At 71.9% G+C, this 12,272-nt stretch carries 16 protein-coding genes; 2 read left to right on the plus strand and 14 right to left on the minus strand.

Translation table 11 applies throughout. The features are described 5' to 3' along the window. Positions 1 to 3: 3 nt before the first annotated feature. Complete coding sequence (locus H1W00_RS12445) at positions 4 to 363, plus strand: VOC family protein (RefSeq protein ID WP_194956266.1); 360 nt, start codon at positions 4 to 6, stop codon at positions 361 to 363. Here H1W00_RS12445 and H1W00_RS12450 read toward each other — a convergent pair. The 6 genes from H1W00_RS12450 to H1W00_RS12475 form a co-directional block, all read right to left on the minus strand. Then, positions 360 to 1,532, minus strand: a complete 1,173-nt coding sequence (locus H1W00_RS12450; protein ID WP_181755981.1) for an SGNH/GDSL hydrolase family protein — start codon at positions 1,530 to 1,532, stop codon at positions 360 to 362. The two genes, H1W00_RS12445 and H1W00_RS12450, sit on opposite strands and share 4 nt — an antisense overlap. Then, the gene (locus tag H1W00_RS12455; RefSeq protein ID WP_181755982.1) at positions 1,529 to 2,125 is read right to left on the minus strand and encodes a TetR/AcrR family transcriptional regulator; all 597 of its coding nucleotides are present in this window, start codon (positions 2,123 to 2,125) and stop codon (positions 1,529 to 1,531) included. Before H1W00_RS12455 ends, H1W00_RS12450 begins: the two co-directional genes overlap by 4 nt. A gap of 32 nt (positions 2,126 to 2,157) precedes the next feature. After that, positions 2,158 to 2,538, minus strand: coding sequence for a YciI family protein (locus H1W00_RS12460; RefSeq protein WP_181755983.1), 381 nt, complete (start codon positions 2,536 to 2,538; stop codon positions 2,158 to 2,160). Further along, positions 2,535 to 3,293, minus strand: a complete 759-nt coding sequence (locus H1W00_RS12465; RefSeq protein WP_181755984.1) for an alpha/beta fold hydrolase — start codon at positions 3,291 to 3,293, stop codon at positions 2,535 to 2,537. Before H1W00_RS12465 ends, H1W00_RS12460 begins: the two co-directional genes overlap by 4 nt. 31 nt (positions 3,294 to 3,324) lie before the next feature. Next, complete coding sequence (locus tag H1W00_RS12470) at positions 3,325 to 3,564, minus strand: hypothetical protein (protein ID WP_181755985.1); 240 nt, start codon at positions 3,562 to 3,564, stop codon at positions 3,325 to 3,327. A gap of 133 nt (positions 3,565 to 3,697) precedes the next feature. Further along, complete coding sequence (locus H1W00_RS12475; protein ID WP_181755986.1) at positions 3,698 to 4,639, minus strand: hypothetical protein; 942 nt, start codon at positions 4,637 to 4,639, stop codon at positions 3,698 to 3,700. A gap of 85 nt (positions 4,640 to 4,724) precedes the next feature. Between H1W00_RS12475 and H1W00_RS12480 the strand changes: the two genes are divergently transcribed. After that, a complete protein-coding gene (locus H1W00_RS12480) occupies positions 4,725 to 5,927 on the plus strand; it encodes an HNH endonuclease signature motif containing protein (protein ID WP_181755987.1) in 1,203 nt (400 codons plus the stop codon). On the opposite strand, the gene nusB is transcribed toward H1W00_RS12480, so the two are convergent. From nusB to H1W00_RS12515, 8 genes are read right to left on the minus strand one after another with little or no spacing between them, the layout of a single operon-like run. Then, the gene (gene nusB, locus H1W00_RS12485; protein WP_181755988.1) at positions 5,889 to 6,368 is read right to left on the minus strand and encodes a transcription antitermination factor NusB; all 480 of its coding nucleotides are present in this window, start codon (positions 6,366 to 6,368) and stop codon (positions 5,889 to 5,891) included. The genes H1W00_RS12480 and nusB overlap by 39 nt on opposite strands. Further along, a complete protein-coding gene (gene efp, locus H1W00_RS12490) occupies positions 6,368 to 6,934 on the minus strand; it encodes an elongation factor P (RefSeq protein ID WP_241733185.1) in 567 nt (188 codons plus the stop codon). The genes nusB and efp overlap by 1 nt, the downstream gene beginning before the upstream one ends. Then, entirely contained in the window at positions 6,931 to 8,004 is a 1,074-nt protein-coding gene (locus H1W00_RS12495; protein ID WP_338072897.1) for a M24 family metallopeptidase, read from the minus strand. The genes efp and H1W00_RS12495 overlap by 4 nt, the downstream gene beginning before the upstream one ends. Further along, the gene (gene aroB, locus H1W00_RS12500; protein WP_181755989.1) at positions 7,997 to 9,079 is read right to left on the minus strand and encodes a 3-dehydroquinate synthase; all 1,083 of its coding nucleotides are present in this window, start codon (positions 9,077 to 9,079) and stop codon (positions 7,997 to 7,999) included. Before aroB ends, H1W00_RS12495 begins: the two co-directional genes overlap by 8 nt. After that, the gene (locus H1W00_RS12505) at positions 9,076 to 9,588 is read right to left on the minus strand and encodes a shikimate kinase (protein WP_338072898.1); all 513 of its coding nucleotides are present in this window, start codon (positions 9,586 to 9,588) and stop codon (positions 9,076 to 9,078) included. Before H1W00_RS12505 ends, aroB begins: the two co-directional genes overlap by 4 nt. Next, the gene (aroC, locus tag H1W00_RS16265) at positions 9,585 to 10,763 is read right to left on the minus strand and encodes a chorismate synthase (RefSeq protein ID WP_206680022.1); all 1,179 of its coding nucleotides are present in this window, start codon (positions 10,761 to 10,763) and stop codon (positions 9,585 to 9,587) included. The genes H1W00_RS12505 and aroC overlap by 4 nt, the downstream gene beginning before the upstream one ends. A 37-nt stretch (positions 10,764 to 10,800) precedes the next feature. Continuing rightward, positions 10,801 to 11,457, minus strand: coding sequence for a prepilin peptidase (locus H1W00_RS12510; protein WP_181755990.1), 657 nt, complete (start codon positions 11,455 to 11,457; stop codon positions 10,801 to 10,803). A gap of 10 nt (positions 11,458 to 11,467) precedes the next feature. Next, entirely contained in the window at positions 11,468 to 12,271 is an 804-nt protein-coding gene (locus tag H1W00_RS12515) for a shikimate dehydrogenase family protein (RefSeq protein ID WP_181755991.1), read from the minus strand. Position 12,272 lies beyond the last annotated feature (1 nt).

A 12,272-nucleotide genomic window follows, 5' to 3' on the forward strand; every position in this document is an offset into this window, starting at 1 on the left:
CCCATGGCGGGATCAATCACTCACATGATCGCCGGAGTCCCGGTGTCCGACCTCGATGCCTCGCTCGACTGGTACCGGCGGTTCTTCGGTCGCGAGCCGGACTTCCGCGCCGGCGACGAGATTCTCTGGGACATCGAGGAGCACGCGACGCTCTTCATCGAGCCGGCTCCCGAGCGCGCCGGCGCCGGCCGCGTCACCTTCGGCGTCTCCGGCCTCGACGACCTGCTGGAGAGGCTCGCGGCTGCCGGCATCGGGCACGGCGAGATCGAGACCTACGGCAACGGGGTGCGCCACGTGATGGTGTCCGACCCGGACGGCAACGCGCTGGCGTTCGCCGAGATGCCGCCCGAGTCCGCGTCCTAGTCGGACCCGAAGATGCCGCCCGCGGCGAAGGCGAGCTTCGCGAAGCGCTCCCCCATGAGCCGGTGGGTGTCGGCGCTGGGGTGGAGGGCGTCGGGCAGCGGGTCGGTCTCGAAGTCGGCCTCGCCGTAGAGCTCGCGCCCGTCGAGCAGGTACAGGTGCGGATCGTCGACCCGGCGGGACTCCACGACCTGGCCCATCTGCTCGCGGATCACGCGCAGCGTGAGCTTGCCGAACGCGACGTCGGCCGGGTCGCCGCCGGCCTTGAACCGGACGTCGTCGGTGCCGAGGGTCGCGGGGTCGACGAGGCCCGGTCCGGGGGTGTCCTCGTGGATCGGGCACAGGATCGGCGAGACCAGCAGCAGGGGCGTCTCGGGGTGGCCGTCGCGGATGGTGTCGAGGAAGCCGTGCAGCGCCGCGACGAACCCGCGCACGCGCATGAGGTCGGCGTTGACGAGGTTGATGCCCATCTTGACGCTGATCACGTCGGCCGGGAGGTCGCGCATCGTGCGCGCGGTGGCCGGGTCGAGCAGGGCGCTGCCGCCGAAGCCGAGGTTCACCAGGTCCACTCCCCCGGCGGTCGCCGCGACGGCGGGCCAGGTTCCGGTGGGGCGCACCGCCGCTGATCCGTGGCTGATGGAGCTGCCGTGGTGCAGCCACACCCTCCGGTCGCCCGCCGGCACGGGGTCCGCCGGTGCGTCCGCCCGCAGGGCGACGACCTCGGTCAGCTCGTTGTGAGGGAGCCAGATCTCGACCGTCTTCTCGGTCGCCGGCAGGCCCTCGAAGGTCACGGTGCCGGGCTCTCCGTGGGTCACCTCGCGTCCGCCGGTGCTCATGTCGATGGTGAGCACGTCTCCCCCGGCGACCGATCCGTGCCCGGCCGGCACGCCGTCGACGAGCAGCTCGTAGACGCCGAGCGGGCGCGGCGGCGCCCCGACGTAGGCCACGCGCGTCGGCTGGGCCGTGATCTCGATCGTCGTGGCCGCCGTGCGCATCACGAGGCGCACGCCGGAGGGCTGGGCCTCGGCCATGAGGAGCTGCGGGTCGGGCAGCTGTCGCCGGGCCCACGCCGGCAGCCGGTGCGGCTGCACGCCGCGCGCCGTCGGCTCGAGCTCGACCGCGCCGCGGAACAGCTCCTCGGCCAGAGGGACGTCATGGAGAGTTGGGTTCATCGTGAGGTGTCCTGGTCGGGTGCGGCCTTGGCGGGCCAGTGGATGAGGGCGCTGTCGAGCGCCTGGGTCATGCGGAGCCATGAGTCCTCGGGATCGGGCTCGGAGTGGTCGAAGCCGCCGTTCACGTGCAGGCGCACGAAGCCATTGACGGTGCTGCCGATGAGGCGCACGGCGTGCGTCTGCTCGTCCTCCGGCAGCCCGTACGCCCGGACGACGCCGAGCATCAGGGCGCCGACGCGCGCACCCGCCGGTGCGGCCTCCGGTGCGGTGATGCGCACCTGCGTCGCCTCCCAGCGTCCCGGGTGCTCCAGCGCGTAGCCGCGCACCGTGTCGACGAGCGCCCCGAGCGCGTCCCGTCCGGCACGCCCGGCGAGCGCGAGGGCCAGCCGGTCACCGAGCTCGAGGAGGGCCAGCGTGCTCACGCGACCGCGCAGGTCGTCGGCGCCATCGAGGTGGAAGTACACGCTCGCCGGCTTGACCCCCACGCGCCGGGCGACCTCGGAGACGCTGAGCCGCTCAAAGCCGAGCTCGTCGGCGAGGTCGGCCGCGGTCGTGGCGAGCGACTCGGCGGTGAGGGTGGGACGGGCAGCCATGGATCTACTTCCTGTAGGTGTTCACCTACAGTCTATAGGCCGTCCGTGGAGCGACGCTCCCCGACTGTCCCCTCCGCGCCGGGAAACGCCAGCGAGCCGGCGCCGACCCACCACTGCATCACCTCGAACGCCAGCCGCCCGGCCAGCACCGACGGGTCCTCAGCCGAGAGCCGCGCGGCCTCGTCCGGGTCGCTCCTGAAGATCGACATGCCCCGGAACGACGGGTTCGACTGCTCCAGGAAGGGTCCGTTCGCGACGAGGACGCCTCTCCGCCCCAGCTCGGCGCGATACGCGAGGTGGCGCTCCTGGAGGGCCTCGAGCTCGTCCTGGGGCAGCTCCGGGGCATCGACGGGCCTGCGCAGGATCACCACCGTGAAGACGTCGAAGGCGTCAGGAACGTCACCGGCCGTCACGGCGCCACCCGCGCCAGCCACTGGCGAATTAGCGCACCCAGCAGCTCGGGCTGCTCGTGCGGGAGGGCGTGACCCGCGTCGTCGACCACGGCGAGCGTCGCGCGCGGATGGACGCCGAGCAGCTCGACCGCACCCGCGTACCCCACCGTCGAGTCCAGACGTCCGGCCACGACCAGGGTCGGCCCGGGGTACGGCACCGCGGCCAGCGAGAGCCCCCAGTTCTCGCCGATGCGCTCCATCGCCGCCTCGTCGACGAGCTCCGCCGAGGGCGCGACGAACCTCTTGTACCGCTCGAGCATCTCCGGTGTCTGGACCACGAAGTAGTCGCGGAAGACGGCGTCGCCGAGACCTCCCGGTCCGGCGACCACGCGGTGCTCCGGAACGTCATGGTCGCCCGTCAGCACGGGGCACACCAGGGCCAGCCCGGCTACCTGCTCGGGCGCCCGCGCGGCCATCTCCCGCGCGAGGTACGCACCCCACGAGTGGCCGAGGAGCAGGAACGGCTCGCGACCGCACTCGGCGTGCACGAAGTCCAGCATCAGGTGCAGGACGTCGTCGGACGACCGCAGCGACTCCGGCGCCGGCGAGCGCCCCATGCCCGGCAGGTCGGGGTACACGCGGCGCAGCCTGTCGACCTGCCCGAGGATCGGCTCGAAGCACGCCTCCGGCTCGCGGTGGTCGACTCCCGCGCCGTGCAGCACCACCACCGGGCGACCCTGCCCGTGACGGACGACGTGGAGTGCTGCAGGCTCCATCCTCGCAACGTAGTCCCCCGCGATGCCGGATTCAGCCCATCTTGTCGACCCAGCGCACGAGCCGGCCGCGCTCGTCGACGTCGTGGTACGCCGGCGGGCCCGGCACGGGGTCGTCGCGCAGGCACGCGATGACCTCGGCCGGGCCGTGCAGGTGCTCCTCGACGGCGGTGGTCCAGTGCACGTCCGGGGCGAGGCTGCGCTCCAGGCGCACCCAGTCGCGGCGCTCGATCAGGCTCAGGATGTTGCCGACGGCAGGGACGAACTCAGCCACGGATCTCCAGGTCCGGCGCCGCTGCTGCAGCGCCCGTTCGAGGGCACGGTCGGCGACAGCCTCCCAGCCGGCGGCGAACCAGTCCAGAGGGCGCGCTCATGGCTTCCCGGAGTTCGCCCGACACCAGAGCCGGTCAGTCGGGATTGGAGGGCGAACGCGAGTCGCGCCACGCCGTGACGTGGTCACGGAGCGTCGCGAAGAGCTGTTCGTCGGTGACGCCCGACGCGTGCAGGGTCCACGTCCATCCGTCGGCCGTCGTCCACTGCGACTGTGCACGGTGGTGGCCTTCAGGATCTGGGGACGCCTGACCACGAACACTGACGAAGGCATCACCCTCGAGGTCGATCGTGACGATCCCGGGCTCGAAGGAGCCCACCTCGACCGCCAACGGCACCTCCGCGGTCATGGCTGGCAGATTCAGCTCTTCCGCCAGCCTCGCGCCCCGGAGCGCCGCCTCCCGGAACTGCTCACGCACCGAGGGAGGGACGTCGCCGACCAGCTCGTCGTCCACCCCCACGTAGCCGAACCACCGAGCTTCTCCCGTGGAGCCGTCCCAGCGCCACTGCTCCTCGTCGATCGAGTCGAGCACCTCCAGGTCGGTCCACCGAAGGACGGAGGAACGGGCCTCGGTCATCTCGAAGGGCATTCCCGTGACGGCGTCCAGCACGAGGTGCAGGGGGAAGTCGTCGTGGTACGTGTGATCCAACGTGACGGAGACGGTCGCGCGACCGAATCTCTCACCGCGCTCGACGGGCCCGTCCGCCCGCCGTTCGCTCAGTTCCAGGTCACGGAGGCTGGGTCGGGCCAGTCGGTGCCACGGCGCATCCTCGTCGTGGAGACCGAAGGCCTCGGCTCCCATCGAGAAGGGTCGGTCCGAGCCTTCGGAGAAGCTGAGCAGCCGCTCTCCGTCGCAGATCATCTGCAGCCGGCCTTCCGGCGTCTCCCCCCTCCCCCGCTCGGCATGCTTCCAGCCGCGATGCCGCCGACCGCCGATCACCACGGTGCCGACGATCGGCGGCTCTGACGGGACCCCGCATGCGAGACGTACCAGCATCTCGACGACCTCTTCGTTCACAGCGTCAACCTAGTGTTCGCGCTTCCCTCGCACAGGACTTTCCGCGCTCTCGGTTTCTGTCGGTGGGGCCCACTAGGTTGGGTACATGAGTTCGAACCGCGCGATCGTGACGGGCGCGGCCGTGCGTCGCGCGCGGGCGATCGCCGAGTTCGAGGAGTGGGATTTCATCGCCTCATTCCATGCCAAACGGGTGGCCGAGATCGATCGCACGGACGACATCCTGCTGTCGAAGGATCTGGCGCGGCGCGAGGTGACCCTCGAGCTGGCTCAGGCACTGCACGTCACCGAGCGCCAGGTGTGGGCGATGGTCAGCGAGGCCACGGTGGTCCGTGAGCGGGTGCCGGCGGTCTGGTCGGCGTTCCGATCGGGCGAGATCGACGGCATTCGCGTGTCCGCGATCGCCGACACGGCCGAGCGCCTGGAGACCCTGGAGGCCTGGGCGGCGCTCGAGGCCTCCGCGCCCGACTACGCCTCCACCCACACGATCGCCGAGCTGCGGGCCTGGCTGCGGCGGCTGCGCGCGCGGCTCGAGCCTGACCAGGTGCAGCAGGAGACCGATCGGGCGGTCGAGGAGCGCCGCGTCTCGATCAGCCACAACAGCGACGGCACGTCGTGGCTCAACGCCCTCCTGCCCACGGGGGTCGCCATCGCCGTCGGCGACCGGCTGCGTCGCGCTGCGAGGGCTTTGCCGTCAATGGACCGGGAGTCCGGCGAGAAGGACCGACGCACGCGCGAGCAGAAGCAGGCCGACCTCGTGGCGCACTGGCTCACGTCCTGCACCGGCACCAGCACCGACATCCGCGCCGAGATCGCGATCAGTATTTCGGCCACCGACCTCATCGGCCTGACCGACGGCCCCGGACTGACTCTCGACGGCGAGCCGGTCGGCAGCGCGTGGGCCCGCGAGCTCGCCCAGTCCGAGCATGCCGTGCTCAGGCGTCTGGTCCTCGACCCGGTAGGCGAGGTCCTCGACACCACGGTCCTGAAGTACCGGCCGCCCGAATCACTGAGACAAGCGCTCCGCTGGCGCGACGGCACCTGCCGGGTCGCCGGCTGCCGCGCCCCGGTCCACGAGACCGACCTCGACCACGCGAAGGCCTACGACAGCGGCGGCGCGACCACCGGATCCAACCTCAGGTGCCTGTGCAGGAAGCACCACAACATGAAGTCCCACGGTCACCTCGACGACCGGTACCTCGACACGCCCGTGCGGCATGTCGAGCGCTACCGGCGCGCGGCGCCGACGGGCTCAGCGGTCTCCGGAGTCCTCGGCGGATGCGTCAGCTGACGCCTCGGGCTCGGGCTCGGGCTCGGGCTCGCCGAGGGTCAGGGTCGACTTGATCTGCGAGACCTTCGACAGCAGGCCGTTGACGAAGCGCGGCGACTCGTCGGTCGACAGCTCCTTCGCCAGCTCGACGGCCTCGCTGATCGCCACCGGGTCGGGCACGTCGTCGGCGAAGAGGATCTCGTAGACGCCGATCCGCAGCAGGTTGCGGTCCACGGCCGGCATGCGGTCGAGGGACCAGGCGTGCGAGTGCTCCTCCAGCAGCCCGTCGATCTGCCGGACGTTCGCCGCGACGCCCTCGACCAGCGAGACCGTGTACGGATTCACCGGTGGGTCGTTGGCCTCGAGCCGGTCGGCGAGGGTGCCGTCGGCGGCCAGCCCGCGGGACTCGGACTCGAACAGGATGTCCAGGGCCCGCTTGCGGTACTTGGTGCGTGCAGCCATCAGGCCTTCACGCGACCGAGGTAGCTGCCGTCCCTGGTGTCGACCTTGACCTTCTCGCCCGAGCCGACGAACAGCGGCACCTGGATCTCCTTGCCGGTCTCCAGGCGGGCCGGCTTCGTGCCGCCGCTGGAGCGGTCGCCCTGCAGGCCCGGATCCGTGTGCTCGATGACGAGCTCGACCGAGGCGGGCAGCTCGACGTAGAGCACGCGGCCCTCGTTCGTGGCCACGACGGCGTCCTGGTTCTCGAGCAGGTAGTCGACGGTGTTGCCCATGACCTCGGGCGTGACCTCGATCTGGTCGAACGTGGACGTGTCCATGAACACGAAGCTGGAGCCGTCGTTGTAGAGGTACTGCATGTCGCGCTTGTCGACGCTGGCCGTCTCGACCTTGGTGCCGGCGTTGAACGTGCGGTCGAGCGTCTTGCCCGACTCGACGTCCTTGAGCTTGGTGCGGACGAAGGCGGGGCCCTTGCCCGGCTTGACGTGCTGGAACTCGACGACAGCCAGCAGCCGTCCGTCGATCTTGAGCACCATGCCGTTCTTGAGGTCGTTCGTGGTTGCCATCAGTCGATCTCCAGGAGTTCTTTGGTCAGATCGGTGAGCACGTCGGGCTCACCGCCGTGGGCGGGGTCGGTGACGAGGACGGTGTCCTCGATGCGCACGCCCCCACGGCCCGGAAGGTAGATCCCCGGCTCCATCGTCAGGACGGTGCGGCTGGCAAGTCTACCCGTGTGGGACGACGCGATGAACGGGTCCTCGTGGATCTGCAGTCCGACGCCGTGCCCGAGGCCCGTCGTGAACGCGTCCAGCCAGCCCGAGGCCTCGAGCGATCCGCGCGCGGCGGTGTTCGCATCGGCCACCGGAACGCCGTCGCGGAGGCGGTCGAGGCCGGCGGCCTGCGACTCGCGGACGGCGGCGTGGATCTCGCGCTGCCAGTCGGCCGCGGGGCCGAGGACGAAGGTGCGCGTGCAGTCGGCATGGTAACCGTCGACGCGCGCACCGAAGTCGATCTTCAGCAGGTCGCCGCGGCGCAGCTCGCGGTCGGTGGGGTCGTGGTGCGGGATCGCCGTGTGCTCCCCCGCGGCCAGGATCGTCTCGAACGCCTTGTCCTCGGCGCCCAGCTCGAGCATCCGCCACTCGAGGTCGCGGGCGACCTCGCGCTCGGTACGGCCGACCAGCGGGCCGGCCACGAGCGCCTCCAGTGCCTCGCAGGAGATCTCGCAGGCGCGACGCAGGGCGGCGATCTCGCTGTCGTCCTTCGTCTCGCGGAGCCGCTCGACCAACCGACCCGAGGACTCGGGACGGTCCAGCTGCTGCCACGAGTCCCCGTCGAGCGAGTGCGTCTCGGCCACGGGGGCGGCCGGGGCGCGGCCCGCCGCGACCCCGAGGAGGTCGCGGGTCACGACGATCTCGATGTCGTCGTTCCCGGCGGCGGCGAGCTCGGCGGCGGACTGGTCGCGGTAGCGCCCGTCGGTGAGGAAGACCGCCTCGCCCTCGGCACGAACGAGGCAGGCACCGTTCGAGCCGGTGAACCCGGTCAGGTAGCGCACGTTGATCAGGTCGGACACGTACATCGCGACATGCCCGGACTCCGCGAGGAGGCCACGCAGCCGGTCGAGGCGGGTCGGCTCAGCCACGGACGGCCTCCCAGCTGGCACGCAGTACGTCCTCGTCCGGCCCGGCAAGGATCCGCGGGGACGCCAGCGCGTCCAGCACCACGAACCTCAGCTGGTCGCCGCGCGTCTTCTTGTCCAGGCGCATGCCGCTGAGCAGCTCCTCGAACGACGCTCCGTCGTAGCTCGTCGGCAGGCCCACGAGACCCAGCGTCGCACGGTGCCGGGCCACCAGCGCCTCGTCGATCAGGCCGGAGCGGTGGGCGAGCTCGGCGACGAACACCATGCCCACGCTGATCGCCTCGCCGTGGCGCAGCGTGTACTTCTCGTGCCGCTCGATCGCGTGGCCGAGGGTGTGACCGTAGTTGAGCGCCTCGCGGCCGATCGAGCCGTCCGCGCCGGTCTCGCGCAGGTCGCCGGCCACGGTGCGGGCCTTGACCGCGATGCCGCGCGTGACGAGGTCGGCGAGCAGGTCGTCGGCGGGGTCGAGCGCACGCTCGGGGGTCGCCTCCACGTCGTCCAGGATCGACGAGTCGGCGATGAAGCCGCACTTGACGACCTCGGCCAGTCCCCCGCGCAGCTCGCGCTGGGGCAGCTCGGCAAGCGTGGCGAGGTCGCACAGCACACCGACGGGCTCGTGGAACGCGCCGACGAGGTTCTTGCCGGCGGCGACGTTGATGCCGGTCTTGCCGCCGACGGCGGCGTCGACCATCCCGAGCACCGTGGTGGGCACCGTGACGAAGCGGACGCCGCGCAGCCAGCTGGCGGCGACGAAGCCGGCCAGGTCGGTGGTGGCTCCTCCCCCGACGCCGATCACGAGGTCGGAGCGGGTGAAGCCGCGCAGGCCCAGCTGGTCCCAGCAGTGCGCGAGGAACTCGACGGTCTTGGCCCGCTCGCCGTCGGGCGCCTCGATCAGCAGCACCTCGCGGCCGGGCAGGTGCTGAGCCAGGTCCTCGGCCACGCCCAGGACCGGGCCGGCGTGGATGATCGCCACACGCAGGGCGTCCTCGGGCACGAGACTCTCGAGCTCGGCCATGACGCGGTGGCCCACCACGACCTCGTAGGGCTGCGCCGTCTCGACGGCGACGCGGCGGGTCATCGGCCGAGCTCCTTCAGGACGCGGTCGACGACCTCGTCCGGGGTGAGGTCGTTCGTGTCGATCGTGAAGGTGGCGACCTCGTTGTAGAGCGGACGGCGCGCGTCCATGAGCTTCTTGAGCTGGCCGCGGATGTTGCCCATGAGCAGCGGTCGGCCGGAGTTCATGCCGACGCGGGCGGCGGCGTGCGCGAGCCCGACGTCGAGGTGGGCGACCGTGTGCTCCGCCAACTGCGCGCGGGTGCCCTCGTCCATCACGGCTCCGCCACCGAGTGCGAGGACGCCGTCGTGGGTGCGCAGGGCCTCGGCCACCGCGGCGGCCTCGAGCTCGCGGAACACCGGCTCGCCGCGGCTGACGAAGATGTCCTGGACGGTCTCGCCCTCGTTCGCCTCGACGTCCTGGTCGGTGTCGCGGACCCGGACCCCGAGCCGGTCGGCGAGGAGCTCGGCGACCGTGGTCTTGCCCGCACCCGGCGGCCCGACCACGACGACGACCGGACGGGTGCCGGTCACCGGTGGCTCAGGTTCTCGAGGTAGGTGCGCACGTTGCGGGCGGTCTCGCCGACGGAGTCGCCGCCGAACTTCTCCAGCAGGGCGTCGGCCACGACGAGCGCGACCATCGCCTCGGCGACGATGCCGGCGGCGGGCACGGCGCAGACGTCGGAGCGCTGGTGGTGCGCCCGGGTCTCCTCGCCGGTGGCGACGTCGACGGTGCGCAGGGCGCGCGGCACGGTGGCGATCGGCTTCATGGCGGCGCGGACCCGCAGCAGCTCACCGGTGGTCATGCCGCCCTCGGTGCCGCCCGCGCGACCGGAGACGCGGCGGATGCCGTCGGCGGTCGGGACGATCTCGTCGTGCGCGAGCGAGCCGCGCGTGCGCGCCAGCTCGAAGCCGTCACCCAGCTCGACGCCCTTGATCGCCTGGATGCCCATGAGGGCGGCGGCGAGGCGGCTGTCGAGGCGGCGGTCCCACTGCGTGTGCGAGCCCAGGCCCGGCGGCAGCCCCTCGACGATGACCTCGACGACGCCGCCCAGGGTGTCGCCGTCCTTGTGGGCCGCGTCGACCTCGGCCACCATCGCCTGCGACGTCTCGGGGTCGAAGCAGCGCAGCGGGTCGGCGTCGAGTCGTTCGACGTCGGCGTGGCTCGGAAGCACACCCGCCGGCGCGTTGACGGTGCCCAGCTCGACGACGTGGCTGACGATCCGGGCACCCGTGGTCTGGGCGATGAACTGCGCGGCGATCTCGCCGAGGGCGACGCGGGCGGCGGTCTCACGGGCGCTCGCGCGCTCGAGGATCGGCCGGGCCTCGTCGAAGTCGAACTTCTGCATGCCCGCGAGGTCGGCGTGCCCCGGGCGGGGACGCGTCAGCGGCGCGTTGCGCTTGAGCCCGGCGAGCGTCTCGGGATCGACCGGGTCGGCCGCCATGACCTGCTCCCACTTCGGCCACTCGCTGTTGCCGATGCGCATCGCGATCGGGCTGCCGAGGGTGCGGCCGTGGCGGATGCCGCCGATGATCTCCAGCTCGTCGGCCTCGAAGGCCATCCGGGCGCCGCGACCGTAGCCGAGACGGCGCCGCGCGAGGGCGGCCTGGATCTCCTTGCTCGTGACCTCCACACCGGCCGGGAGGCCGTCGAGGGTCGCGACGAGTGCGGGGCCGTGTGACTCACCGGCAGTCAACCAACGAAGCATGGGGCGATTCTCTCAGACCCCCGGCGCCCAGCCTCTGTCAGACCCAGAGTGCGGCGAACGCACCGAGCAGCAGGTACGGACCGAAGGCGATGGGGATCCGCTGCCCGATGCGGCCGCGCACGAGCACCAGGCCCACGAGGGCGCCGATGCACAGGCCGAAGAACACGCCGTAGTACGTGGCCACCAGACCCAGGGGGCCCAGCCCGACGCCGACCACGGCCGACAGCCGGACGTCGCCGTATCCCATGGGTCCGAGGACGGCGAGCAGGAAGTAGAAGCCGAACACCGCGAGGTTGCCGATCAACGCGTGCAGCAGCACCGACGCGTCCTGCATCCACAGCGCGCTCACGCCGATCAGCAGCCACGAGACGACGTACAGGCGCGAGACGATGAGGTACGGCAGCAGGTGCACCTTCCAGTCCACCCAGGCCAGCACGGGCGTGGCGGCCGCGATCGGGATCCACACCGGCAGCAGCCTCGGCTCCGAGATCGTCGCGGCGGCGACCGCTCCCAGCGCGGCCGCCGGCAGCGCCAGCCACAGTCCGAGGCTGGGCACGGCCGCCAGGTCGGCGTACGGGATCTTCGGCGGCATGTCGTCGTCGGGCTCCGCCACCGGCTCGGGGAGCCGCGCGAGCAGCAGCGGGGAGACCGCCGCCAGCAGACCGGCCAGCAGGGCACTCACGACGAGGGGCACGAGGTGCACCCTAACGGCTGGCGAGCGCCTCCATGGCCGCTGTCACCAGGACGGCCGGCTCGACCGTGTCGCCGGCCATGAGGCTCACCTGGAGCACCGCCTGGTGCGCCAGCAGGTCGAGTCCGGTGGCCAGCGAGCGGCCCTCGGACCGGGCCGACCGCATGAGCGCCGTGGGCCACGGGTCGTACACCGCGTCGAACACCGCGTTCGTCGCGCCGACGAACCCGTGCTCACGCCCGGCCAGCGACCCGTCCGGGACCGTGTTGACCAGGAGGTCGACCGACTCGAGCACCTCGACGTGCAGCGGGACCACCGTGACGGCCAGGCCGAGACCCTCGATGGTCCGGGCCGTGGAGGCCGCGCGGGCGGTGTCGCGGACCCGCAGCTCGACCTCGCGGGCGCCGAGGCGCCGGCACGCCAGGGCCATGGACGCCGCCGTGGCGCCGGCACCGACGATCCGCACCGAGCGCAGGGAGCCGACGCCGATCTCGTGCAGCGCGCTCACCGCTCCGGGCACGTCGGTGTTGTGCGCGGACCAGCCACCGTCGATGGCGACGAGGGTGTTCGCGACGCCGAGGGCCTCCACGTAGGCGTCGCGCTCCGCGGCCAGGCCGGCCGCCTCGCGCTTGAGCGGCGCGGTGACGGAGTAGCCGCGCCAGCCCTCGCGGTGCTCGGACACGAACTCGGTGAGCTCGCCGTCCTGCACGTCGAAGGCGCCGTAGCTCCAGTCGAGGCCGAGCTGGCGGTACGCCGCGCGGTGCATCGCCGGCGACAGCGAGTGCGAGATCGGCGAGCCGACGACGGCGCACCTCATG

The organism is Aeromicrobium phoceense (assembly GCF_013868155.1).
Taxonomy (GTDB): domain Bacteria; phylum Actinomycetota; class Actinomycetes; order Propionibacteriales; family Nocardioidaceae; genus Aeromicrobium; species Aeromicrobium phoceense.